Origin of the sequence: uncultured Streptomyces sp. (assembly GCF_947488945.1) — a bacterium.
GTDB lineage: Bacteria > Actinomycetota > Actinomycetes > Streptomycetales > Streptomycetaceae > Streptomyces.
In genome coordinates, this window is record NZ_CANLBS010000011.1 from 142,690 (window position 1) to 167,841 (window position 25,152).

At 73.0% G+C, this 25,152-nt stretch carries 20 protein-coding genes and 3 pseudogenes; 16 read left to right on the plus strand and 7 right to left on the minus strand.

Going from position 1 to position 25,152, the window contains the following annotated elements; genetic code table 11:
* Positions 1-350: 350 nt before the first annotated feature.
* From Q0994_RS19310 to Q0994_RS19365, 12 genes and pseudogenes are all read left to right on the plus strand, one after another.
* On the plus strand, positions 351-1,007 hold the full coding sequence (locus tag Q0994_RS19310) for a GntR family transcriptional regulator (RefSeq protein WP_299536503.1): 657 nt from the start codon (positions 351-353) through the stop codon (positions 1,005-1,007).
* Positions 1,008-1,039: 32 nt separating this feature from the next.
* Positions 1,040-1,942 (plus strand): dihydrodipicolinate synthase family protein, encoded by a 903-nt coding sequence (locus tag Q0994_RS19315; protein WP_299536505.1) that lies wholly within the window; start codon positions 1,040-1,042, stop codon positions 1,940-1,942.
* Positions 1,939-3,663: an L-arabinonate dehydratase gene (gene araD / locus Q0994_RS19320; protein ID WP_299536507.1), complete on the plus strand. Its 1,725-nt coding sequence runs from the start codon at positions 1,939-1,941 to the stop codon at positions 3,661-3,663. Before Q0994_RS19315 ends, araD begins: the two co-directional genes overlap by 4 nt.
* Before the next feature lie 141 nt (positions 3,664-3,804).
* Positions 3,805-4,737, plus strand: a complete 933-nt coding sequence (locus tag Q0994_RS19325; protein ID WP_299536509.1) for a carbohydrate ABC transporter permease — start codon at positions 3,805-3,807, stop codon at positions 4,735-4,737.
* A complete protein-coding gene (locus Q0994_RS19330; RefSeq protein ID WP_299536511.1) occupies positions 4,734-5,648 on the plus strand; it encodes a carbohydrate ABC transporter permease in 915 nt (304 codons plus the stop codon). The genes Q0994_RS19325 and Q0994_RS19330 overlap by 4 nt, the downstream gene beginning before the upstream one ends.
* Before the next feature lie 52 nt (positions 5,649-5,700).
* On the plus strand, positions 5,701-6,873 hold the full coding sequence (locus Q0994_RS19335; protein WP_299536513.1) for a Gfo/Idh/MocA family protein: 1,173 nt from the start codon (positions 5,701-5,703) through the stop codon (positions 6,871-6,873).
* Complete coding sequence (locus Q0994_RS19340) at positions 6,870-7,697, plus strand: PmoA family protein (protein WP_299536515.1); 828 nt, start codon at positions 6,870-6,872, stop codon at positions 7,695-7,697. The genes Q0994_RS19335 and Q0994_RS19340 overlap by 4 nt, the downstream gene beginning before the upstream one ends.
* Positions 7,694-9,268, plus strand: coding sequence for a glycoside hydrolase 43 family protein (locus Q0994_RS19345; protein ID WP_299536517.1), 1,575 nt, complete (start codon positions 7,694-7,696; stop codon positions 9,266-9,268). The genes Q0994_RS19340 and Q0994_RS19345 overlap by 4 nt, the downstream gene beginning before the upstream one ends.
* A gap of 234 nt (positions 9,269-9,502) precedes the next feature.
* Positions 9,503-10,456 (plus strand): annotated as a pseudogene (locus tag Q0994_RS19350) (pectinesterase family protein); the annotation flags it as partial.
* Between the two features lie 54 nt (positions 10,457-10,510).
* Positions 10,511-11,845, plus strand: a complete 1,335-nt coding sequence (locus Q0994_RS19355) for a sugar ABC transporter substrate-binding protein (protein ID WP_299536519.1) — start codon at positions 10,511-10,513, stop codon at positions 11,843-11,845.
* 173 nt (positions 11,846-12,018) lie between these two features.
* Positions 12,019-12,852: a rhamnogalacturonan acetylesterase gene (locus Q0994_RS19360; RefSeq protein ID WP_299536521.1), complete on the plus strand. Its 834-nt coding sequence runs from the start codon at positions 12,019-12,021 to the stop codon at positions 12,850-12,852.
* A 106-nt stretch (positions 12,853-12,958) separates the two neighbouring features.
* Complete coding sequence (locus tag Q0994_RS19365; RefSeq protein WP_299536523.1) at positions 12,959-14,290, plus strand: polysaccharide lyase family 1 protein; 1,332 nt, start codon at positions 12,959-12,961, stop codon at positions 14,288-14,290.
* Positions 14,291-14,791: 501 nt separating this feature from the next.
* Here Q0994_RS19365 and Q0994_RS19370 read toward each other — a convergent pair.
* From Q0994_RS19370 to Q0994_RS19385, 4 genes are all read right to left on the minus strand, one after another.
* On the minus strand, positions 14,792-15,631 hold the full coding sequence (locus Q0994_RS19370) for a pectate lyase (protein ID WP_299536525.1): 840 nt from the start codon (positions 15,629-15,631) through the stop codon (positions 14,792-14,794).
* A 157-nt stretch (positions 15,632-15,788) separates the two neighbouring features.
* Positions 15,789-16,526 carry a hypothetical protein gene (locus tag Q0994_RS19375; protein WP_299536527.1) on the minus strand — a complete coding sequence of 246 codons (738 nt, stop codon included), beginning with the start codon at positions 16,524-16,526 and terminating at the stop codon, positions 15,789-15,791.
* An 11-nt stretch (positions 16,527-16,537) separates the two neighbouring features.
* Complete coding sequence (locus Q0994_RS19380; protein WP_299536529.1) at positions 16,538-17,113, minus strand: SigE family RNA polymerase sigma factor; 576 nt, start codon at positions 17,111-17,113, stop codon at positions 16,538-16,540.
* Positions 17,114-17,451: 338 nt separating this feature from the next.
* A complete protein-coding gene (locus Q0994_RS19385) occupies positions 17,452-18,222 on the minus strand; it encodes an IclR family transcriptional regulator (RefSeq protein ID WP_299536777.1) in 771 nt (256 codons plus the stop codon).
* Between the two features lie 151 nt (positions 18,223-18,373).
* Here Q0994_RS19385 and Q0994_RS19390 point away from each other — a divergent pair, with 151 nt between their 5' ends.
* Both Q0994_RS19390 and Q0994_RS19395 read left to right on the plus strand, forming a co-directional pair.
* Positions 18,374-19,894 (plus strand): aldehyde dehydrogenase (NADP(+)), encoded by a 1,521-nt coding sequence (locus tag Q0994_RS19390; protein ID WP_299536531.1) that lies wholly within the window; start codon positions 18,374-18,376, stop codon positions 19,892-19,894.
* Entirely contained in the window at positions 19,891-20,502 is a 612-nt protein-coding gene (locus Q0994_RS19395) for a DUF1349 domain-containing protein (RefSeq protein WP_299536534.1), read from the plus strand. The genes Q0994_RS19390 and Q0994_RS19395 overlap by 4 nt, the downstream gene beginning before the upstream one ends.
* A gap of 121 nt (positions 20,503-20,623) precedes the next feature.
* On the opposite strand, the gene Q0994_RS19400 is transcribed toward Q0994_RS19395, so the two are convergent.
* Positions 20,624-22,474, minus strand: a complete 1,851-nt coding sequence (locus tag Q0994_RS19400) for a cholesterol oxidase substrate-binding domain-containing protein (RefSeq protein ID WP_299536536.1) — start codon at positions 22,472-22,474, stop codon at positions 20,624-20,626.
* Positions 22,475-22,902: 428 nt separating this feature from the next.
* Positions 22,903-23,391 (minus strand): N-acetyltransferase, encoded by a 489-nt coding sequence (locus Q0994_RS19405; RefSeq protein ID WP_299536780.1) that lies wholly within the window; start codon positions 23,389-23,391, stop codon positions 22,903-22,905.
* A gap of 151 nt (positions 23,392-23,542) precedes the next feature.
* Here Q0994_RS19405 and Q0994_RS19410 point away from each other — a divergent pair.
* A pseudogene (locus Q0994_RS19410) lies at positions 23,543-24,010 on the plus strand (GNAT family N-acetyltransferase); the annotation flags it as partial.
* Positions 24,011-24,190: 180 nt separating this feature from the next.
* Positions 24,191-24,709, plus strand: a pseudogene (locus tag Q0994_RS19415) (ATP-binding protein); the annotation flags it as partial.
* Positions 24,710-24,794: 85 nt separating this feature from the next.
* Here Q0994_RS19415 and Q0994_RS19420 read toward each other — a convergent pair.
* Positions 24,795-25,100, minus strand: coding sequence for a hypothetical protein (locus tag Q0994_RS19420; RefSeq protein WP_299536538.1), 306 nt, complete (start codon positions 25,098-25,100; stop codon positions 24,795-24,797).
* Positions 25,101-25,152: the final 52 nt, after the last annotated feature.

A 25,152-nucleotide genomic window follows, 5' to 3' on the forward strand; every position in this document is an offset into this window, starting at 1 on the left:
GGGGCCGGGCCGGACGCGCGCACCCGTGCGCCCGTCCGGCCCGGCGTTCCGCCGGGGGCCGTACGGGCCGGACCGGGGCCGTACGGCCGCTTCGGCCTGCCCGGAAACAGGTCCGTCCGGATGCCTCCCGCCGCAGGTCGGGGCGGTGGACGGGCCGTCCGGCCGGCGCCCGTCCGACCCGGCGGACGGGCCAACTCCGTTGCACCCCGCACCTTTTACTTCGGCGTACTCGACCGAAATTCTTTTGTTGGAAGCGTTGACGAAACATCCGGCCCGCTCTAGCTTCATCGCGTCGTACTTCGTACGTCATATATGAGACGCGATACGCGAGATGCGAGAGCCCGGCACCCATGACCTTTGCGCCCACCCCGATCCCGTCCCGCACGCAGTTCGTGCTGGAAGCGGTCAAGCACGCGATCCTCACCGGCCGGCTGACCCCGGGGCAGGCGCTCGTGGAGACCGAACTCGCCGCCCGCTTCGGGGTGTCGAAGACTCCCGTGCGGGAGGCCCTGAAGACGCTGGCGGGCACCGGGCTCGTGGTGATGAGCCAGTACAAGGGCGCCACCGTGCGGCTGGTGGACGCGGAGATGGCGCGGGAGGTGTACGACGTGCGACTGCTGCTGGAGCCGGAGGCGCTGCGCCGCACCATCGCTCGCGGGGCCTCGCTGGAGGCGGCCCAGGAGGCCCTGGAGCGCGCCGACTCGGCGGCCGACAAGGCCGACCGGTCGCTCGCCAACCGGGACTTCCACCGGGCGCTCTACCTGCCCTGCGGCAACCCGCTGCTGGGCCGCATGCTCGACGAGGTCCGTGACCAGGCCGCTCTCGTCTCGACCGTCGCCTGGACGGCCAACCCCTCGTGGGAGCGGGAGGCCGCCGAGCACCGGGAGATCCTGCGCCTCGCCCTCGGCGACGACGCCACCGCCGCGGTGGCGGCGCTGCACGACCACATCGCGTCGTTCGTGCGCCGCGCCTTCCCCGACGACGTGGACGGGGGCGGGGCGGCGTGAACCACCGGCTCACCGACGAAAGGCCAGTCCGTATGGACCTCACCGCGCTCAAGGCGGCCCTCGCAGACGTCGTGGCGATCCCCGTGACCCCGTTCTCCGAGGACGGCACGATCGACACCGCCACCCACCGCGCCCTGCTGCGCCGGATGCTGGACGGCGGCATCCGCGTCGTCACGCCGAACGGCAACACCGGCGAGTTCTACGCCCTCACCCCCGACGAGCGCAGAGCGGTCACCGAGCTGACCGTCGACGAGGTGGGCGACCGGGCCACCGTCCTGGTGGGCGTCGGCCACGACGTGCCGACCGCCGTCGCCGCCGCCGAGCACGCCCGGGACGCGGGCGCCGCGATGGTGATGGTGCACCAGCCCGTCCACCCGTACGTCTCGCAGGAAGGCTGGGTCGACTACCACCGGGCCGTCGCCGAGGCCGTGCCCGAGCTGGGCGTCGTGCCCTACGTCCGCAACCCGCTGCTCGCCGGCGAGCGGCTGGCCGACCTGGCCGACCGCTGCCCCAACGTCATCGGCGTGAAGTACGCGGTGCCGGACGCGGCCCGGTTCGGGGCGTTCGCCCGCGACGCCGGCCTGGAGCGCTTCGTCTGGATCGCCGGACTCGCCGAGCTCTACGCCCCCTCCTATTTCGCCACCGGCGCCACCGGCTTCACCTCCGGCCTGGTCAACGTCGCCCCCGGCGTCTCGCTCTCCATGCTGGAGGCGCTGCGGGCCGGCGACTACGCCGCCGCGATGAAGGTCTGGGAGTCCATCCGCCGCTTCGAGGAGCTGCGCGCGGCCCGCCAGTCCGCCGACAACGTCACCGTGGTCAAGGAGGCGCTCGCCGCCCTCGGGCTGTGCCGCCGCGAGGTGCGCGCCCCCAGCCGGGTGCTGCCCGAGGCTCAGCGCGCCGAAGTGGCCGCCGAGATCGCCGGGTGGTCGATATGAGCCGCATCGCCCCCGAGGGACTGCGCAGCCACCAGTGGTTCGGCACCGACGGGATCCGCTCCTTCAGCCACAAGGCCCGTACCCGGCAGCTCGGTTACCTGCCCGAGGAGCACCTCGGCAAGCCGGTCGTGGCCGTGCTGAACACCTGGTCCGACATCAACCCCTGCCACGTCCACCTGCGGGACCGCGCGCAGGCGGTCAAACGCGGGGTGTGGCAGGCCGGCGGCTTCCCGCTCGAATTCCCCGTCTCCACCCTGTCGGAGACGTTCCAGAAGCCGACCCCGATGCTCTACCGCAACATGCTGGCGATGGAGACCGAGGAGCTGCTGCGCTCCTACCCGGTGGACGGCGTGGTGCTGCTCGGCGGCTGCGACAAGTCGACGCCCGCGCTGCTGATGGGCGCCGCCAGCGTCGACCTGCCGACCGTGTTCGTGCCGGCCGGGCCGATGCTGCCGGGCCACTGGCGCAACGAGGTCCTCGGCTCCGGCACCGACATGTGGAAGTACTGGGACGACAAGCGGGCCGGACTCATCGGCGACTGCGAGATGGGCGAACTGGAGAACGGGCTCGCCCGCTCCCCGGGCCACTGCATGACGATGGGAACCGCCTCCACCCTCACCGCCGCCGCCGAGGTGCTCGGCGTCACCGTGCCGGGCGCCTCCTCCATCCCCGCGGTCGACTCCGGCCACGAGCGGATGGCGGCCCGGTCCGGGCTCCGCATCGTCGAACTGGTGTGGCAGCAGCTCACACTGTCGAAGATCCTGACCGCGGAGGCGTACGAGGACGCGGTCGCCACCGTGCTGGCGCTCGGCGGCTCCACCAACGCCGTGATCCACCTCATCGCCATGGCGGGCCGCTCCGGCGTCAAGCTCACCCTGGACGACTTCGACCGGATCGCCCGCACGGTCCCGGTCCTCGCCAACCTCCGCCCCGGCGGGAAGTACCTCATGGAGGACTTCCACTTCGCGGGCGGGCTGCCCGGCTTCCTGTCCCGGCTCACCGACGTGCTCCACCTCGACCGGCCGACGGTCGCGCACTCCTCGATGCGCGAGCAGCTCGACGGGGCGCAGGTGCACAACGCCGAGGTGATCCGCGAGCGCGAGAACCCGCTGGCGGCCGAGGGCGGCGTCGCGGTGCTGCGCGGCAACCTCTGCCCGGACGGCGCGGTGATCAAGCACATCGCCGCCGAGCCGCACCTGCTGACCCACACCGGACCCGCGGTCGTCTTCGACGACTACCGGGAGATGCAGCGCACCATCAACGACCCGGCGCTCGCCCTCACCCCCGACCACGTGCTGGTGCTGCGCAACGCGGGCCCCCAGGGCGGCCCGGGGATGCCCGAGTACGGCATGCTGCCGATCCCGGACTACCTGCTGAAGCAGGGTGTGCGCGACATGGTGCGGATCTCCGACGCCCGGATGAGCGGCACGAGTTACGGGGCGTGCGTGCTGCACGTCGCGCCCGAGTCGTTCGTCGGCGGGCCGCTCGCCCTGGTCCGCACCGGCGACCTCATCACCCTGGACGTGCCGGGCCGGACCCTGCGCCTCGAGGTGGACGAAGAGGAGCTGGACGCGCGCCGGGCCGCGTGGACCGCGCCGCCGCCGCGCTACGGACGCGGCTACGGGGCGCTGTACCAGGACCAGATCACCCAGGCCGACACCGGCTGCGACTTCACCTTCCTGTCGCGGCAGGGGGACGTGCCCGACGCGTACGCCGGCTGAGCCGGACCCCGGCATTCGGCGCCCCCGTCGACCGGTTCACCGATCGATGCGTGGAAAGCGCTTGCTACACCCCGCACCACCCGCACCGTGCCAGGCAAGTCCCGAGCGAAGCCGGGCAACACGAGAGAACGGAGAGGTGTCATGGCCCAAGCAACAGCCGTGGCCACAACGCCGAAGGTGCCCAAGAAGCGCCGTTCGGCGACCCCCCGCACACTGCCGTACCTGCTGATCGCCCCGGCCGGGCTGCTGATGCTGGGCTTCATCGCCTATCCGGTGATCAGCGTCTTCTACTACAGCCTGCAGAACTACAACGTCACCAAGCCCTGGCGGAACGGCTTCGCCGGCTTCGACAACTTCACCCGCATCTTCACCGAGGACGAGCAGTTCTGGCCGACCCTCGGCTTCAGCGCCCAGTGGGTGGTCACGCAGGTCTCCCTCCAGCTCGTGCTCGGCCTGGCGCTCGCCCTGATCGTCAACCAGAGCTTCATCGGCCGCGGCATCTCCCGCGCCATGGTGTTCTCCCCGTGGGCCGTCTCCGGCGTCCTCACCAGCACCATCTGGATCCTGCTCTACAACTCCTCGACCGGCTTCAGCCGTTACCTCGCGGACGCCGGAATCGGGGAGTACGGCACCTCGGTCCTCTCCGACACCGGCACCGTCTTCTGGGCCGCCACCGTCACCGAACTCTGGCGCGGCGTCCCCTTCTTCGCCATCCTCATCCTCGCCGACCTCCAGTCCGTCTCCAAGGAGCTGTACGAGGCGGCCTCGGTGGACGGCGCGGGACGGATGCGCCAGTTCTTCCACATCACCCTGCCGCACCTGCGCGACGCGATCATCCTCTCCACGCTGCTGCGCGCGGTCTGGGAGTTCAACAACGTCGACCTGCTGTACACCCTCACCGGCGGCGGACCGGCGGGCGAGACCACCACCCTGCCCCTGTACGTCGCCAACACCGGCATCGAGGGACACGACTTCGGTTACGCGTCCGCGCTCACCACCGTCGCCTTCGTGATCCTGCTGTTCTGCTCGATCGTCTATCTGCGCCTGAGCAAATTCGGAGGCGACCGCACGTGACCGCCGCACTGGCCGAGAAGCACGGCACCGACACCGCCGTACCCGCCCGGGGCGCCACGCCGCCACCGGCCGCCCCCAAGCGCCGCGGGCGCGAGCGCGCCTTCGACGACGTGCCCCGCTGGCAGATCTACCTGCCGCTCGGCATCTACCTCCTGTTCACCCTCATCCCGTTCTACTGGATGCTCCTCTTCGCGGTCCGTCCCACCGGCTCCACCTCGCTGGTGCCCTGGCCGATGACGGGGGAGCACTTCACCAAAGTCTGGACCGAGCGCAGCTTCGCCACGTTCTTCCAGAACAGCATGATCGTCGGCATCGCCACCCTGGTCGCCACCACCCTGGTGGCGCTGGCCGGCGGATACGCGCTCGCCCGGTTCGACTTCAAGATCAAGGGCGCCTTCATGCTGGCGCTGCTCTGCTCCCAGTTCATTCCGGGCGCGTTGATGCTGGTGCCGCTCTTCGAGATCTTCAAGAACCTCCAGATGATCAACTCCCTCGGGAGCGTGGTCATCGCCGAGACGGTCTTCCAGCTCCCGCTGTCGATCATCCTGATCAGCGGCTTCATCAAGAACGTCCCGGTGACCCTCGAAGAGGCCGCCTGGGTGGACGGGTGCTCCCGCTTCCGCGCCTTCTGCGCCGTCGTCCTGCCGCTGCTGCGGCCCGGACTCATCGCCGTCGGCTCCTTCGCCTTCGTGCACAGCTGGAACCACTTCCTGTTCGCCCTGATGTTCCTCAGCGAGCAGGACAAGCAGACGATCCCGGTCGGGCTCAACACCCTCATCGGCGCCGACAGCGTCGACCTGGGCGCGCTCGCCGCCGGCGGTGTCATCGCCGCCGTCCCCGTGGTGGTCGTCTTCGCCTTCATCCAGAAGTGGCTCATCACCGGCTTCAGCGCCGGCGCCGTGAAGGGCTGATCCTCATGACCGCACCACGACGACAGGCCCGCCGGGCCGCAGGGAGGGCCGGATGACCACCACCACGCCTCTTCCGATCGTGCTGGCCGGCGCCCGCGGCCACGGCCGCTGGCACCTCGCCAACATCCGCCGCCTCCAGGACCTCGGAGTCGTCAGACTCGCCGGGATCTGCGAGCTGCGCCCGCTCGACGACGAGGAGCTCGGCGCGTTCGCCGCCGAACCGCCCCTGCAGTCGGCCGACTTCGGGGAACTCCTCGACACCACCGGTGCCCGCGCGGCCGTCGTCTGCACACCGATCCAGACCCACACGGACCTGGCGCTGACCGCCGCCGGGCGGGGCGTCCACCTCCTGCTGGAGAAGCCGCCCGCTGCCTCCTGGGCCGACTTCGGCCGCATCCGCGAGGCGGTCGCGGCGGCCGGCACCGCCTGCCAGATCGGCTTCCAGTCGTTCGGCTCGCACGCCGTGACCGCCGTCCGCGCCCTCGTCGCGGACGGCGCGATCGGCACGGTGCGCGGCTACGGCGCCGCCGGCGCGTGGGTCCGCGACGAGGCGTACTACGGGCGCGCCCCCTGGGCCGGCCGACGCCGCATCGACGGCACGGACGTCGTGGACGGGGTGCTCACCAACCCGCTCGCGCACGCCGTCGCCACCGCCCTGGAACTCGCCGACCGGGGCACCGAACAGGATGTCGCGTCGGTCGAGACGGAACTCTTCCGCGCCCACGACATCGAGGCCGACGACACCAGCTGCGTCCGGATCACCACCTCCGACGGCCTGCCCGTCACCGCCTCGGTCACCCTCTGCGCCGAGACGGCCGCCGAGCCGTACGTCGTCGTGCACGGCGACCGGGGCCGGATCACCTTCTGGTACAAGCAGGACCGGGTCCTGCTCCAGCGGGCCGGACACGGCCCCGAGGAGAGCGTGCACGGCCGCACCGACCTGCTGGAGAACCTGGCCGCGCACCTGGCCGACGGCACCCCGCTCCTCGTGCCGCCGCACCGGACCGCCGCGTTCATGCGGGTGCTGGAGGCGGTGCGCACCGGGCCCGAGCCCACCGCGCTGCCCGCCGACGCCTGGCACACCGAGCCCGCCACCGGCACCACCGGCGTGCGGCGCGTGGTGCACGGCATCGACGCCGCCGTCGCCGCCGGCGCCGACACCCTCGCCCTCTACTCCGAACTCGGCGTCCCCTGGGCGCGGTCCCGCGAGGTGAGCGCGTCATGACCACCGCCACCCTGAGCTGTGCGGGACGGCCCGTCGGCCGCTACAGCTTCGCCCCCGACGACCCGGCGGCGCGCCCCTACCTGCACCCGGTCACCACCCTCGCCGGGGTGCCCGTCACCGAGGAACGGCCCGCCGACCACATCCACCACCTCGGCGCCTCCGTCGCGGTGCCGGACGTCGCCGGGCACAACTTCTGGGGCGGCCGGACCTTCGTCCGCGGGCAGGGCCCCACCGAACTGGACAACCACGGCGTCCAGCGCCACCTCGGCTGGAAGCTCCGCGACCCGGACGGCTTCGTGGAGGAGCTGAGCTGGGAGGCCGACGGCGTCGAACTGCTGCGTGAGCACCGGACGGTGGCGGTCATCGGGGTGTCGGACACCGCCTGGGCGCTCGACTTCTCCTTCTCCCTCACCAACCGGGGCACCGCCCCCCTGTCCATCGGCAGCCCCGCCACCAACGGCCGCCCCGGCGCCGGATACGGCGGCTTCTTCTGGCGCGCCCCGAAGGAGGACACCGCTCCCGACGTCTTCAGCGGCACGCGGGAGGGCGAGGAGGCGGTGCACGGCAGACCCGCCGACTGGCTGGCGCTGGCCGGCCGTGACTGGACGCTGGTGTTCGCCGGCGCGACCGAGGAGACCCGGCGCGACCCGTGGTTCGTCCGCACCGCCGAGTACCCCGGCGTCGGCTCGTCGCTCGCCGCCGAGCACCGCCTGCCGGTCGCACCGGGCGCCACCGTGGTGCGCCGGGTCGTGACCGTCGTCGCCGACGGCCGGCTCGACCGGGACGCCGCCGCCGCGCTGGTGCGCAAGGTGGTGACGGCGTGAACCCGCCCTGGACCGCCGACCTCGGCGACGGCACCTACCGCAACCCGGTGCTGAACGCCGACTGGTCCGACCCCGACGTCGTCCGCGTCGGCGACGACTACTACCTCACCGCCTCCAGCTTCGGCCGCGCCCCCGGCCTGCCGCTGCTGCACTCGCGCGACCTGGTGAACTGGACGCTCGTCGGCCACGCGCTCGAACGCCTGGAGCCCGCCGCGGACTTCGCGGTGCCCCGGCACGACTGCGGGGTGTGGGCGCCGTCCCTGCGCCACCACGACGGACGGTTCTGGATCTTCTGGGGCGACCCCGACCACGGCATCCAGCAGGTCAACGCCCCCGACGTGCGCGGACCGTGGACCGCCCCGCACCTGGTCAAGGCGGGCAAGGGCCTGATCGACGCCTGTCCGCTCTGGGACGAGGAGACCGGCGAGGCGTACCTGGTGCACGCCTGGGCGAAGTCCCGCTCCGGGATCAAGAACCGCCTCACCGGCCACCGGATGAGCCCCGACGGGCGCGAACTGCTCGACGAGGGCAAGACGCTCGTCGACGCCGACACGATCCCCGGCTGGTTCACCCTCGAAGGCCCCAAGCTCTACCGCCGGGACGGCCACTTCTGGATCTTCGCCCCGGCCGGCGGGGTGGAGACCGGCTGGCAGGGCGCCTTCCGCTCCCGCGACTTCTTCGGACCGTACGACGAACGCGTGGTGCTCGCCCAGGGCGACACCGACGTCAACGGCCCCCACCAGGGCGGCTGGGTCTCCACGCCCCAGGGCGAGGACTGGTTCCTGCACTTCCAGGCCCGCGGGCCCTACGGCCGGGTGGTCCACCTCCAGCCGATGCGCTGGGACGCCGACGGCTGGCCGGTGATCGGGGACGACGGCGTCCCCGTCGCCGTGCACCGCAAGCCGCGCACGCCCGCGCCGCCCGACGGAGTCCCCGGCGCACCGGCCTCCTCGGACGACTTCCCGGGCGGACGGTTCGGCCGCCAGTGGCAGTGGACCGCCAACCCGCGCCCCGGCCTGACCGTCGCGCACGCCGGGGACGGCCTGCGGCTGGCCTGTGTGCGCACGGCGCACGCCGACGACCTGCGGACCCTGCCGCACGTCCTGGTCCAGCGGCTGCCCGCCGAGACGTTCACCGTGGAGACGGAACTGACGCTGGACGGCGGGGAGCCGGGCGCCAAAGCCGGACTGGCGGTGCTCGGCGACGCGTTCTCCTGGATCGGCCTGGAGAACGCCGCCGACGGGACCGCCCGCCTGGTGCACCGGTACGCGGAGACGGGCGCGCCCCGCGAGCGCGACGCCGCGCACGACCGGCCGGCCCCCGGACGGCGGGCCCGGCTGCGCGTCGAGGTGTCCGCCGGCGCCCGGTGCCGCTTCCTCGCCGACACCGGCGACGGCTTCCGGCCCTCGGGCCAGGTCTTCGCCGCCACCCCGTGGCGGTGGGTCGGCGCGCTGCTCGGCCTGTTCGCCACCGCCCCCGAGGGGACGGGCCCGGCGGGCACCGCCACCTTCACCGCGTTCCGCACCGCCGCCCCGCCCGAACGACCCGCCCGAGCTGCCCGACCCGCCTGACCGCCGCACCGCTGACCCACCGCACCGCTCACGCACCGCACCCAGCACGGACCCGTACGCACCGCTCGTAGGAGAACTGCAATGACGCACCTCCGCACCACGCGCACCCGGGCGAGAACCATGGCCCCGGTCCTCGCGCTCGCCGCCGCCTTCCTGATACCGGCTGTCCCCGACGCCGTGGCGGCCCAGGCGCCGGCCGGGGCCGCCGGAGCCCCGCACGGGCACGGCCGCGCCACCGTCCTGAACGTCCCCCGCGACTACCCGACCGTGCAGGCGGCCGTGGACGCCGTGCCGGAGGGCAACGACCGGCGGGTCGTCGTCCGGATCGCGCCCGGCACCTACCGCGAACACGTCCGGATCGGCAAGAACAAGCCGTACGTCTCCTTCGAGGGGACCGGCCGCCACCGCGACGACACCGTCATCGTGTTCAACACCCCCAACGGCGAACTCAAGCCGGACGGCACCACGGTCGGATCCTCCGGCAGCGCGACCGTGCTGGTCGAGGGACACGACTTCACCGCCCGCCACCTCACCTTCGCCAACGACTTCGACGAAGCCGCGGTGGAGATCAGCGGGGAACAGGCCCTCGCCGTGAAGACCACCGGCGACCGGGTGACGTTCACCGACACCGCCTTCCTCGGCAACCAGGACACCCTGATGACCGACACCCCCGCCCTCACCACCAAGGCCCGGGTGTACATCGAGGACTCGTACATCGAGGGCGACGTCGACTTCATCTACGGCCGCGCCACCACGGTGATCGAGCGCTCCGTGATCAAGGCGCTGAGCCGTGGCGACGCCGCCAACAACGGCTACATCACCGCCGCCTCGACCTGGAAGGACAACCCGTACGGCATCCTCATCACCCGCTCCCGGGTGATCAGCGACGCCCCCGCCGGGACCTTCCACCTCGGCCGGCCCTGGCACCCGAGCGGCAACCCCGACGCCGTCGGCCAGGTCCTGATCCGGCAGACCTCGCTGCCCGCCGCCGTCAAGGCGAGCCCGTGGACCGACATGAGCGGCTTCTCCTGGCGGGACGCCCGGTTCACCGAGTACCGCAACACCGGCCCCGGCTCGGCGGTCACCGCCGACCGGCCCCAGATGTCCCCGGCCGACGCCGCGCAGCACGAGGTGGGCGACTACCTCGCCGGCGACGACGCCTGGGCACCGCACCGCGCACGGCACTGAACGCCCCCCACGCACGCCACCAACCTTCCGACACCGATGAGAGAAGAGCCGACCATGAACATCTCGAAGAGCAACCGGGGGCGCGCCACGGCAGCGGTCTCGCTGGCGGCGGTACTGGCGCTGACGGCCACCGCGTGCGGTGACGACGGCAGCGGGTCCGGCGACGAGGGCAGCGGCAAGGGCGAGATCACCTTCTGGGACAACAACGGCGGTCCGCGCACCGAGGTGTGGACCGAGATCATCGCCGACTTCGAGAAGGCGAACCCCGACATCAAGGTGAAGTACGTCCCGATCCCGATCGCGGACGTGCAGTCGAAGTACGACACCGCCATCGCCGGCGGCGGCCTGCCGGACGTCGGCGGCGTCGGCACCGCCTACCTCGCCAACATCGTCTCCCAGGAGGCGCTCGACCCGCTCACCGAGCGGATCGAGGGCTCGTCGCTCAAGGGCAAGCTCGTCGAGGGCATGGTCGCGAGCGTCAAGGACGCGGCCGGCCGCGGCGACGACCTGTACACCGTCCCGACCTCCGCGAACAACGGCACCCTCTGGTACCGGACCGACCTGTTCAAGGCGGCCGGCCTGGAGGCGCCCACCACCTGGAAGCAGTTCTACGAGGCGGCGGACAAGCTCACCGACGCCAAGAACAACAAGTTCGGCTACACCATCCGCGGCGGCGCCGGCTCCATCGCCCAGGCCCTGGACGCCACCTACGGCCAGTCCGGGATCACCGAGTTCTGGAACGGCGACAAGACCACCCTCAACGACCCGAAGAACGTCGACGCGCTGACGAAGTACGCGGCGCTGTTCAAGAAGAACACGCCGTCCGCCGACGTCAACAACGACTTCACCAAGATGGTCGCCCAGTGGGACACCGGCACCATCGGGATGCTCAGCCACAACCTCGGTTCCTACCAGGACCACCTGAAGGCCCTCGGTGAGGACAAGTTCGCCGGCATACCCAACCCGATCGGTGACGGCGGCACCCGCGTCCAGGTCTCCAACCCGGTCGACGGCCTCGGCCTCTTCCGCACCAGCAAGAACAAGACGGCGGCCTGGAAGTTCATCGAGTTCGCCGCCTCGCACGAGTCCAACAGCAAGTGGAACGAGTCGGCCGGCGCCATCCCCGCCAACACCGAGGCCGCCAAGGACCCGTGGATCACCGAGTCCGCGTCCACGTCGGCCGCGGCCACCTCGCTCACCGACGGCTCCACCAAGATCGTCAACCTGCCGTACTACCTGCCCGACTGGAACAACATCAGCAAGGCCGACAACGAGCCGGAGTTCCAGAAGCTGCTGCTCGGCAAGGTCACGGCGAAGCAGTTCCTCGACAAGATCGCCGAGGAGCTGAACGCCGCGCAGAAGGAGTGGAAGGAGCTGGGCAACGGCTGAGCCGTCCCCGCACCCCACCGCTCCACCCCGGTGAACGGGGAGCCGGCGGCGGCCGGAGAAGACCCCTCCGCCGGCCCCTCACCCCGCGTGCGCCCCGCGCGCACGCCACGCACGCGCGGCCCTTCACGGAGGGCCGCGCCCGCAAGCACCCCTTCCGAGAAGGGCAGTCACCCATGACGCTCCACCGCAGACGGGTGGTGACCGCGCTCGCGGCGCTGCCGCCGATCCTCGCCGCCGCCACCGCGCCGGCCCTGGCACACGGAGGCGGCAACCGCCCCCGCCCGCTGACGCTGCACATCGCCGGCGACTCCACCGCCGCCCAGAAGTACTCCGACGCGGCCCCCGAGACGGGCTGGGGCATGGCCCTCCCGTTCTTCCTCCGGCCGGACGTCCGGGTCGCCAACCATGCGATGAACGGCCGCAGTTCGAAGAGCTTCATCGACGAGGGCCGGCTCGACGCCCTCCTCGCCGGGGTCCGCCCCGGAGACCTGGTCCTCGTCCAGTTCGGCCACAACGACGAGAAGACCGAGGACCCGGCGCGCGGCACCGACCCGCACACCACCTTCCCGCAGTACCTCCGCCAGTACCTGGACGGCGCCCGCGCCCGCCGGGCCCGGCCGGTCCTGATCACCCCGGTCGAGCGGCGCCGGTTCGCCGAGGACGGCACCGCCAAGCCCACCCACGGTGAGTACCCGGCGGCGATGCGCGCGCTGGCCGCCGAGGAACGCGTCCCGCTGATCGACGCCCAGGCCCTCACCCTCGCCCTGTGGCAGCGGCTCGGCCCGACCGTCACGCAGGACTGGTTCAACTGGGTGGAACCGGGGGAGTCCCCCAACTACCCCGCGGGCAAGCAGGACAACACCCACTTCCAGCCGCTGGGCGCCGTCGAGGTGGCCCGCGTCACCGCCCGCGCCCTGCGCGGCGCGCGCCTCCTGGAACCCCGCGACCTGCGCCGGCTCGACGCCCCGGTGCCCCCGTCGCTCATCAGCTGGCCCGACCCGGTCTGACACCGGTCCGGCCCGCGCCCCCGGACCCGGCCCGCCGCCCGACGGCCCGCCGCGCCGGGACGCGCACCCGCACGTCTCCCATCCGTAACTGAGTCAAGGAACCGTCATGCCCGCACGCACGAACCACGTCCGCGCCGCCGCCGTGGTGCTGGGCTGCGCCTCGCTGGCGCTCGCCGTCACGGTGCCCGCCCAGGCCGCCCACCACCCGAAGCCCTCGCACAAGTCCGCCGACCGCGCCGTGCTGCCGGCCGGCGACGGCTGGGCCTCCGCCGACGGCTCCACCACGGGCGGCTCCGCCGCCACCCCCGACCACGTCTACACGGTCACCAACCGCGCCGAGCTGATCGCCGCGTTCGAGGACGCCGGCGACGCCCCCAAGATCGTCCGGGTGGTCGGCACCGTCCACGGCAACGCCGACGCCGAGGGCAGGCCGCTGGACTGCTCGGCGTACGAGACCGGCGGCTACACGCTGGAGAAGTACCTGGAGGCCTACGACCCGGCGACCTGGGGCACCGAGGAGGTGCCCTCCGGCCCGCTGGAGGACGCCCGCGCCGCGTCCGCCGTCGCCCAGAGCAAGGCGGTCAACGTCAAGGTCCCCTCCAACACCACCCTCATCGGGGTCGGCGACGACGCGACCGTCATCGGCGCCAGCCTCCAGATCAGGGGCGTCTCCAACGTCATCGTCCGCAACCTCTCCTTCGAGGACACCTACGACTGCTTCCCGCAGTGGGACCCGACCGACGGAGCCACCGGCGCCTGGAACTCCGAGTACGACAACCTGGTCGTCTACGGCTCGACCCACGTCTGGGTCGACCACAACACCTTCAGCGACGGCGACCGCCCCGACTCCGCCCAGCCCAGGTACTTCGGCGAGATCTACCAGCAGCACGACGGGCTCTTCGACATCGTGCGCGGCGCCGACCTCGTCACCGTCTCGTGGAACGTCCTGAAGAACCACGACAAGACGATGCTCATCGGCAACAGCGACAGCGCCGGGGCGGACGACCGGGGCAAGCTGCGCGTCACCCTGCACCACAACCTGTTCCAGGACGTGAAGGAGCGCGCCCCCCGCGTCCGCTTCGGGCAGGTCGACTCGTACAACAACCACTTCGTCGTCACGCCGGGCAGCGCCTACGGCTACACCTACGGCATCGGCATCGAGTCCCGGCTCGTCGCGGAGCACAACGCGTTCACCGTGCCGAAGGGCTTCGACGCGGCGACCATCCTCAAGAAGTGGAAGGAAGCCCCGCTCACCGCCGCCGACAACTACGTCAACGGCCGCAAGACCGACCTGATCGCCGTCCACAACGCGGGCGTTCCCGCCGAGCAGCTCGCTTCGGGCGCCGGCTGGACGCCCACCCTCCGCACCAGGGTCGACCGCCCGCAGGCGGTCCCCGCCCTGGTGCGCAACGGCGCGGGGGCCGGCAACCACTGCTGACCCCCGACGGGCCCCGGCGGGGGCCCCACCACGGCCGACGGGTCCGGCGGGATCCGTCGGCCGTGGCGTGTGCGCGGACGGCAGCCGGTAGTGCGCAGAACGCAGCCCTGAGCCCGGAGCACGTAGTCCTGAGCCCGGAGCCGCAGCCCCGAGCCCGGAGGGCGTGCGGGTCTGCCAGAGGGTGTACAAGACGGCACAGGTGCGCCGGTGCGCGGGGCGCACCGGCGCACGCCCGTGTGCATGCGTACGCCGATGCGCCCCGCGCACGGGACAGCGACGGCCGGGGGTCCCGCCGGACCCCCGGCCGCCGGACCGGAGGTCCCGCCGGACCTCCGGTCGTCCAGGCCGGGCGGCTGCCCGGCCCGGTGCCCGCGCGCCCGTGTCAGGACGGATGCGCGGGGGGCCGGGCGGCCGCCCGGGTTCGTGTGCCGCGGCTCACGGGGCCGGAACCCCTCGACCGCGGACCCGGCTCGTCCGGCTGGGGGAGCCCGGAGAGGCCGGTCAGTTGTAGGTGATGTCCGACGCGGCGTACTTGCAGTACGTGCCGTCGGGGCCGCTGCCGGTCTCCGTCGGCTCGTCGCCGTCGTCGTTGCCGGTGTAGCGGACGCACGGCTTGATCTTCTTGCTGCTGTCGCCGTGGATGCGGACCGACCTGAGCGTCGCCGTGTCCCCGTAGTTGGTGTTGATGCCGACCAGGGACGTGCCCGGCGCGGTCACGTCCACGCCGTTCACCACGATCGTCCGCTTGTACTGCGTGGAGCAGTTGCCGCAGGACCGGACGAGCTTCCCGAAGTCCGACACCTGGAAGTCCCCGGTGATGGTCAGGGTGCCCGCCCCGTTGAACTGGAAGACCTTGTCCGAGGCCTTCTTCGCACCGCCGCCGGTCACCTTGTAGGTGGCGCTGGACGAGGTGCCCTTGAAGGACGCGGCGTCCTCGCCGACGTCCTCCCACCAGACGTTCTGGAGCGTGCAACTGCCCGAACAGTGGATGCCGTCGGCGCCCGGGGTGCCGATGATGACGTTCTTCAGCGTCGCCCCGTCCTTCAGCTTGAAGATCGGGTCCTGGCCCTCGTCCTGGCCGCCGTCACCGAGATCGCCGCTGCCGTAGTAGCGCTTCAGGCTGCCGTCGTACGTCCCGGAGACCGCGATGGTCGACGAGACGGCCTGGCTGCCCGAGGCGCTCGGCCAGGAGGCGACGGTGGCGGCGGCCCCGGCGGGCTGCGCCGTCAGGGTGGTGGCCACGGCGGCGCCGGTCATCACCAGGGCCGCCGTCAGCGCCGTGGCGGTGGAGCGGCGCCCGCGGCGCCGGCGGAGCGTGTGCTGTGCGGCTCGTTCCCTCATTGCGGATGTCCCGTCCGTCGGGGGTGGGGAGTGTGTGCGCTCCTTGGTCGCCACCGCCCGGGGATGGGTTGCCGGGTCCGCGATCTTTTTTCCGGGGGTCCGAAGCGGGGACGGCCCCTCCCCGGACGGCCGGGGTGGCCCGCCGCGCGGGCCCGGCTCACTCGGGCGTGAAGCCTCCGGCGGCCTTCTGCTCGCCGTTCGCACCGGCCGCACCGCCCGTGCCGCCTCCACCGTCCGCGCCGGTCCCCGCGGGCCGGCCCCGTACCGTGAACGTGTCCGCGCCGGAGTCGCGTGCGCCCTCCGCGTGGTTGTACTGCCCGGCGAAGGTGTGGGTGCCCGCGGGCACGGTCCGTCCGGGCTTCAGCGTCCACCGGAAGACCAGGAAGCCGTCCTCCCGGGACTCCGAGGCGACGAAGGCGTCGTTCGGCTGCGAGGTCCACGCCCCGGTGCTGTTCACCCCGCCGGTCTCCGCGATCCGCAGCTCCACCGTCAGCGTGGACAGCGGCCCGGCCGCCTCCACCACCAGGTCGCTCTGCGCCCAGTAGGCGTTGGAGCCGTCGTCCACCCTTCCCGACGCGCTCAACACCCCTGCGGGCGCTCCCTGTTCGGTGGTGGGCGGCGCGGTGGGAACGCTGCGGGGAGCGGGCGGCGCCGCCACCGACCCCTCGGGCGGCTCCCGGTGGGCCGCCGTGGTGACGGCGTACGCCCCCAGGACCAGTACCGCGCACACCGCGACCGTCGCCCCGGCGACCCGCAGCCACGGCACGGGCGTCCGCGGTGGACGCACCGGCCGTTTGGCGGGCGGCCCCTCGGCCATCCCGCGCTCGACCCGCGCCAGCATCCGCTCACGGTCCGGCCGGTGCGCCTCGGCCGTGCTCCGCAGCCTCTGCCGCAACTCCTCTTCCCTCACAGATGTCCTCCGCCGCGCTGCGCCACCGCCGCGACCACCCGGGCGGGCGCCGCGTCCCCGTCCGGACCGAGTATCCGCTGTAACTCGGCGATGCCCCGGGAGGTCTGGCTCTTGACCGTACCCACCGAGATGCCCAGGACGAGAGAGGTGTCGCGTTCGGACAGGTCGAACGCGTGTCGCAGCACCACGCAGGCGCGCTTGCGGAACGGCAGTCTGCGCAGGGCCCCTTGGACGTCGACGACCGCCGACACGTCCGGATCGTCCACCGCGTGGCCGCCTTCGCCGTCGCGCGGCCCCCAGAACAGGGCGACCCTGCGGCGCTCGCGCACCGCGCTGCGGATGCGGGAGCGCGCCAGGTTGGCCACCACCCCCCGGGCGTAGGCGACCGGATGGTCGGCCGCCCGCACCCGGTCCCAGCGGTGCCACAGCGCCATCAGCGCGTCGGCCGCCAGATCGTCGGCCGCGTCCGCCTCGCCGGTCAGCAGTGCGGCGAGGCGCGCGAGTTCCGCGTAATGAGCCTCGAAGAACTGGTGGAACTCGGCGGCAGCGGCATCGTCGACGCATGTGCCCACGGGTACCTCTTCTCTGCACTCGGGATCCCTGTTACGCCTGGGCTGGACCGTGTACGTTCCCGGACGCGCGCCGTCGACGGGCGGCGCCGGGAGCGCAACCGGCGTCCCTCCGGCAAGCGCTTCGACATGGGTCTGAGACAAGTAAGGCGTAACACGCCGAAAACCTGAAGACCCTGTCGCCTAGGGAACAGTCCGGCTACCCGTCGCGGAGGTCCGCCTTTCCGGGGAGCCCCGTGTCCGGCGGGTCCGGAACCGGGACGGCCCGGAGCGGCACACTGTCCGCACCGATCAACCGACGCGGCGACGCACCGGCCCTCCGGCGTCCCGGCCCCCGCCGGTCAGAGCCGCCGGGTGGCGAGGGTGAGCCGGTCGCGGGCGTCGAAGAGGGCGTCCTTCACCGCCTGCTCGTGCGCGGGCGTGAGCCGGGCCACCGGCACCGAGCAGCTGATCGCGTCGCGGGCCGGGGTGCGGTAGGGCACGGCGACTCCGAAGCAGCGCAGCCCGAGGGTGTTCTCCTCCCGGTCGACCGCGTACCCCTGCTCACGGACGACGGCCAGCTCCGCGATGAGCTGCTCGCGGTCGGTGAGGGTGTGCTCGGTCAGCGCCGGCAGCGTGGCCGGCAGCAGCGCGCGGACCTGGTCGTCGGTGTGGGTGGCGAGCAGCGCCTTGCCGAGCGAGGTCGAGTGGGCGGGCAGCCGGCGGCCGACGCGGGTGAAGGGGCGCAGGTAGTGCTGCGACTGGCGGGTGGCGAGGTAGACGACGTTGGTCCCGTCGAGCCGGGCCAGGTGGATGGTCTCGGTGGTGTCGTCGGCGAGCCGGTCCAGCGTCGGCCGGGCCGCGGCCACCACCTCGTCACCGTCGATGTACGAGGTGCCGACCAGCAGGGCCCGCACCCCGATGCCGTACCGGGTGCCGGTCGCGTCCGTCTCGACCCAGCCGAGCTCCACCAGGGTGCGCAGCAGCATGTAGAGACTGGACTTCGGGTACCCCACCGCCTCCTGGACCGAGGCCAGCGCGTGCATGCCGGGCCGGCCCGCGAAGTACTCGAGCAATTCCACGGTCCGCACCGCGGACTTGACCTGCGCCCCGCCGGACTCGGCCACCGCCATCGTCGTGCCCCTCTCGGCCTTCGCCATCCTGCGACTTCTTGCCAACGCGCGACGCGCGGAAATAGAGTCCCCGTACATTCACGATCAGGAACTTTGTTCAGAATAGCGAACGAGTCCGTGAGCGTGGCACGCGGACCGGGAAGGAACAACGGTGTCAGCAACACCAGTCTGGAGTGTGGACCCCCGCACCGGGAACCGGCGTGAGCAGGTCGCCTCGGAGGCCACCGCGGAAGAGGTCGACCGGGTCGTACGGGCCGCCCACGCGGTCCGCGCGTCGCTCGCCGACCGCACCGTGCGCGCCGCGTTCCTGCGCACCGCCGCCGACCGGCTGGCGGAGGCCGGGGAGCACGTCATCGAGGCCGCCGACGCGGAGACCGCGCTCGGCCCGGCCCGGCTCACCGGCGAACTCGCGCGCACCGCAGCCCAGTTGCGGGCCTTCGCCGAGGTGGTCGACGAGGGCGCCTTCCTCGACGTCCACATCGACCACGAGGACGGCTCCCGCACCCCGCCGTGGCCCGACCTGCGCCGCTACAAGATTCCGCTCGGCGTCGTCGCCGTCTACGCGGCCAGCAACTTCCCGCTCGCCTTCTCGGTGCCCGGCGGCGACACCGCCAGCGCCCTGGCCGCCGGTTGCCCCGTCGTCGTCAAGTCGCACCCCGACCACCCGGCCACCTCGGAGCTGTGCGCGTCGGTGCTGCGCCGGGCCGCGCAGGAGAGCGGACTGCCCGCCGACGTGGTGCAGTTGGTGCACGGCTTCGAAGCCGGCGTCGAACTGGTGCGCCACCCGCTGGTGAGCGCGGCCGGCTTCACCGGGTCGGTCCGCGGCGGGCGCGCGCTGTTCGACGCCGCCGCCGCCCGCCCGAACCCCATCCCCTTCCACGGCGAACTCGGCTCGCTCAACCCGGTCGTCGTGACCGGGGCCGCGGCGGCCGAGCGCGGCGCGGAGATCGGCGCCGGGCTCGGCGTCTCGATGACCATGGGCGTCGGCCAGTTCTGCACCAAGCCCGGCTTCGTCCTCGTCCCGGCGGGCGAGACCGGCGACGGCCTGCTGAAGTCGCTCACCGCCACCGTCAGCGACGCGGGCTCCGGCGTCATGCTCGACCACCGGATGCGGGACGCGTTCGTGTCCGGCGTGGCCGAGCGCGCCGGACTGCCGGACGTCGAGTCCCCGGTGACCCCGGGCGCCGGCGGCGAGCACACCGTCTCCGCCGGTTACGTGACCGTGCCCGCCGCCCGGCTCACCGCCGAGGGGCCGCACGACGCGCTCCTGGAGGAGTGCTTCGGCCCGGTCACCGTCGTCGCCCGCTACGACTCGCAGGACGAGGTCGCCGCCGTACTCGGCCGCCTCCCCGGCAACCTCACGGCGACGCTCCACATCGCCACCGAGAGCGCCGACGACGACGCCGCCGACCTGCTGGCCGAGCTCACCCCACTGGCCGGGCGCGTCCTGGTCAACGCCTGGCCCACCGGTGTCGCGGTCGCGCCCGCCCAGACCCACGGCGGCCCGTACCCGGCCACCACCTCCCCTTCGACGTCGGTCGGCGCGACGGCGATCGAGCGCTGGCTGCGGCCGGTCAGCTACCAGTCGACGCCCGAGGCGCTGCTCCCGCCCGAGCTGCGCGAGTCCAACCCGCTGGGCCTGCCCCGCCGCGTCGACGGACGCCGCGCATGAGCCTGGAACTGCCCGAACTCCCCTTCGCTCTTGACCCGTTCGGGCCCGAGGGGGAGTGGGCGTACGCGGACGGGACGCTGACCGGCCGGGCCGGACCCCGGCAGGACCGCTTCGTGCCGCCGGGCGGCGACGGCCTGGAGCCGGCGAGCGACGCTCCCCGGCTGCTCGGCATCCCGCCCGCCGGGGACTTCCAGCTGATCGGCCGGGTACGGGTCGGTTTCGCCGGAGCCTTCGACGCCGGCGTGCTCTATCTGCACGTCGGCGAGCGGGAGTGGGCGAAGCTCTGCCTGGAACTCTCGCCGGCCGAGCCGACGATCTGCACGGTCGTCACCCGCGGGCACTCCGACGACGTCAACTCCTTCGTCGTGGACGGCGACACGTTCTGGCTGCGGCTCAGCCGCAACGGCTCCGCCTTCGCCTTCCACGCCTCGTCCGACGGCGTCACCTGGACCTTCGTCCGGGTCTTCGCGCTCGGCGACGAGGCGGCGGCGGCCTCGGCCGCGGTCGGCTTCCTCGTCCAGTCGCCGACCGGCGAGGGCTGCGAGGCGTCCTTCGACCGGATCGAGTTCCGCGCGGAGGGCGTCAAGGACCTCCGTTCGGGCGACTGAACCGGCCCTGCACGGGGGGCACGGGGACGCATCCGGGCTTCACGGACGGCGGGCCGCACCGGGACTCCGGTGCGGCCCGCCGTTCCTGCGTCCACGTAGGTGCAAGCCGGGGCGCGGCCGGTCAGGCGCGGACCAGCCGGTCGGTGAAGGCGTTGCCGAACACACCGTGCGGATCGAGCCGGTCCAGCAGTCCGACGGCCTCCGCCCACTGCCCGGCCCCGTACGAGCCAGGCACCTTGATCCCGATGACCTCCTCGTCGGACCAGGCCGCGGAGTCGGTGTACCCCCAGCCCTTCGACCACTCGACGCGGGCCAGGGCGTGGCCGCCGTCGAAGGTCCGCATCAGGAACCGCTCCAGCTCCCGGTAGAAGGCGTGCGCGCCGGGGGTGGACGGCTGCGTCAGCACGTCCACCCAGACCGCGCAGTCGTACTCCGGGTGGTCGGGGTGCGGCCGCACGACGGACAGCAGCGGCGGACGGGCGCCGGGGACGGCCGAGTCCTCGGGTCGGTCGAGGCCGCTCACCCGGATCTCCACCTGCCCGTTGACGGGGAACTCACCGACCGCCGCGTGCGCCTTCAGCGAGGCGTCGTAGTGGGCGGCGAACTCGGAGACCACCCGCTGCACATCGGCCCGCCTGGTGAGGATCGCGTACCCGTTGGCGGTCTCGCGCAGGGTGGTGGGACGCAGGTAGAACGTCAGGTCGTGCGAGGGCCCCCACAGGTCGCTGGAGAAGGTGGTGAGCAGCCCGGCGGCGGCAGCGGTGTACTGCGCCGCGCCGAACGCCGGGGCCAGGTACCAGGCCGCCTGCCCCACCAGTTGCCCCGCCAGGCGCGCGACGGGCGTCGGGATCGAGTCGCTGAACGGGTAGTTGTACGGGTGGCTCACGGTCCGCGCGGTCGGCGGCCGCTCCGGGCTGAGGCTCCACACCTTCAGCCACGGCTTGTCGGTGAACGCGAACCAGATCGCCTCCACCCGCCCCGAGCGGTCCAGGAAGTCCGCGAAGGTGTTCCCGCGCGACGCGAGCGCGCTGCCCGGCGCGGCGAACAACTCGTCCGTGGTGAGGTCGACCCGGCTCTCGCAGCGCAGCGGCACCTCCTCACCGGCCTGGAGCACCGCCTCCACGATCAGCCCGCGCCCGAGATGCGTGGCCAGTGCCTCGCACTCCTCGTCGGAGCCCCGGTGGAAGGTCCGCACCACGTACTGCGCACGCGCGGCATCCCACACCACGGCCGTGAGCGCCAGCACCAGATTGCTCAGCGTCCCGTACGTGTGGCCGGGCCGCGCCGCCTCCCCGACGGCGGGCACGCTGGTGCCGTGCGCGTCGATCGCCAGCGTGCCGCCGAGCGTCAGCTCGCCGGGCGCCGGGGTGTTGGTGACGCCCAGCCCGTGATCGGCGAGGAAGGCCATCAGCGTCTCCAGGGTCACCCCGGTCTGCGCCCGCACCGCCCCCGGCGCCCCGGCGGGCGGCGTCGTCAACTCCATGTGCGTCAGATGGGTGGTGGTGTCCATCAGAAGCACCCGCCGGTCCGACTCGGTGGGCCCGGTGATGGTGAGCGGCGACCAGTTGTGCGACTTCCCGCGCGCCCGCAGCCGCCAGCCGTTGGCGTGCGCCCAGTTGGCGAGATCCGCGATGTCCTGCCCGGAGCGGGGGGCGCAGGCCCAGAGCCCGGTGTGGGTGATCTCGCCGGCCCAGTTGACGTACGGGGTGCGGTACGCCGTCAGGCCGGCCGGCAGCACCGGGGGCGGCGTGAGCGACAGCGTGCCCGCAGCCGCGGCGGCCACCGGGGCCCCGGCGGGCAGCACCCCGGCCGGAACGGCCATCGCCCCGCCCACCACGGCCGCGGCCCGCAGCACGTTGCGGCGGGAGGGCGGGGCGGGGGCGGGTGACGCCGGGGAGGAAGCGGCGGGGGTTTCGGCGGGTTTTCCGGAAAGGAATCCGGAGCGGGCGGCGGAGTCGAAAGGGTCAACCATGGGCGTGAATGTATGCCGCATGTTTGTCCGGCCGCCGAATTCCCCGGAACGGGACACGGGATTCGTGATCCAGGTGTAACTTACGCCGCCGGCAACCTGGTTGGGGGCATCCTGTGGTCCCGCGCGCTCGGGTGGACCGTCCGGAAATCATCGAACAGGCGGGCAGGCGGTGGGCGCGGTGCGGGCCGGTCGGGCGCCCCGTGCCGACGTGCGCGAGGGGGCGGACGACGATGACCGGACCCTCGTGCGTGCGCAGCCGGCGGGTCGGGCACCGGGCGTTCCCGGCGATGTCGGCCGAAGCAGGCACCCCCGCGGCCTCCGCGCCCGTCAGCGGCTTCTTCCCGATCCGTGCGGCGCCCCGACCGATGGCTCGTTCGGCGGAACCGGCCGACGGGCCGTCGGGCCGGCCGGAATGCGGGAGCGACGTCTCACGGCAGGTCCTTGCGCATCAGGGTGCACATCGTCTCGTACCGGCGCACCGTTCCGTCCGGGCCTTGTTCGTCCCACGCGTCCGGCCGGCGGTCGTAGGCCCGATAGCCCAGCCTCTCGTAGAGGGCGCGGGCACGTGGGTTGCCGTCCTCCACGCCCAGCTCCGCCCGGCGCAGCCCCCGGTCCCCGATGCGCCGTTCCGCAGCCTCGACGAGGACGGTGCCGATGCCGCAGGACTGAAGCGCGGGGTGCACGGCGAACTGCCACAACGTGCCCGCGCCCTCCTCGGCCCGGTAGTCGACACCGCCCTTGGCGATCGGGATGCCGACGGGGGCGCAGACGGCCAGATAGTCGACCTCGCCGTGCCGCCTGCGCTCCAACTGCCGGGCCATGTTACTGAGATGGAGTGCGGAACCTGCCCAGCCGCACGACGGCAGATCCGCGTGCACCAGGTCGCGCACGGTCAGTCGCAACGTCACACTCGTCACCACGGGGAACACCTCCGGCCCGTCAGCATCCACCGCCGTCCGCGACCGGGGCAACACGGTTTTTCCCGCTCTCCGTCCCGCCCGCCGGACGGCCCTCGCACGCGGCTGCCACGATGGGCGGGACGCGTGCGTACGAAAGAGGTGGTGTGCCGTGCAAGACGTGCCGGAGGGCGGCATCGCGGGCGGGTCGACCCGGCTCGTTCCGGCCAGGGAGGAGCATCTGCCGCTGCTCGCCCGGTGGTTCGCCGACCCCGAGTTCGTCCGTGGGTGGGGCGGTCGGCCGCTCACCCGCGAGGAAGTGGCCGCCAAGTACATCGGGAGGCGGCGTCCCGAGGTGGTGTCGTTGCTGGTCCTCTCGGGCGTCGAGCCCGTGGGGTACGCCCAGTACGTCACCGCCGGCCCCGACGAGGGCGGCATCGACATGGTGCTCCTGCCCCGCGCACAGGGCCGGGGGCTCGGCCCGGACGCTGCCCGCGCCCTCGTCCGGCACCTTCACACCACCGTGGGATGGAGCCGTGTGACGGTCGATCCCGAAGCGGCCAACCACCGGGCCGTCAGGGCGTGGCAGAAGGCCGGCTTCCGCCTGGTCGGCCCACGGGGGAGTCAGCTGCTGATGGAGAGCCGGACCGCCCGCGAAGGCCCGCCGGAGACGGTCGAGGCGGATGCCGTCCGACGGTGGGACCGGCCTGCGTGCGTGGCCGGGCCCACCGGCCGTCGGCCGGCGGGGCGACCGTGTCCGGAGCCGTACCCGCGGCCCGGCTCCGGGCCGATCCGGGTGGCGGGGGGACTCGTGGTCCTCGTCGGCCCACCGGCCTCGGGCAAGAGCAGCTTCGTCCGGGCCCTGGTCGCGCGCCGGCAGATCGACGAGGACGCCGTGGCGTCCAGCGACGAGATCCGCGCGGAACTCTTCGGCACCTCGTCCGCCGAAGCCGGGACCGACGCCGCGGACGCCGTGGTCTTCGGGGAACGCGACCGCAGGGTCGCCGCCCGGCTCGGTGCCGGACGGACGGCGTTGGCCGAGTCCACGAACGTGACCCCGCAGGCGCGCACCCGGCTCATCGCCCTCGCCGGGCGCCTCGACGCGCCCGTGACCATGCTGCGCTTCACTCCGGACCTGGCCACGCTCCTGGAGCAGCACGCGGGGCGCAGCCGTACCGACGTCACCATCGCCGACATCCACGCCTCCGCCGCCGACATGGCCCGGTACGCCGGGGCCGACCGGCTGCGCTCGGAGGGCGCACACGCCGTTCACGACGTCCCCGGCCGCCGCCAGGGGGTCACCCCCGCCGAGGCGGCGGCACGCTTCTCCTTCATCTGACGGACCGGCCCGATGCGCTCACCCGCCTCGGCGGCCACCCCGACTCCGCTCCTTCGACCGGTACCGGAGTGACCCCCTGGGCCGGTTACCCGGCCGACCGGCCGTCGCCCCGCCTCCGTGCCCGCCCGTCGCGGTGCGTGACGAGACCGGCGACGTACTCCGACGGCAGGCAGAGCACGTGGATGAGCGCGTTGTTGGCCACGAACCAGTGAACGCTGACCAGGCCCCGCTCCTTCTCCAGGAGCGGCGGGGCGCCGTCCCGGTAGACGTGGCGGAGGTACCGGCGGCGGATCGGCAGGCCCGCGACCAGCAGCACGGGCGCAAGGACGAGGCCGGCCAGCGGGACCAGAACCCTCGCGGCCGTGACCTTCACTCGCTCCTCGTACCGCACGCCCCCAGTGTGCGGGCCCCCGCCCGGTTCGTCACCGGCCGTTTCCGGCCGC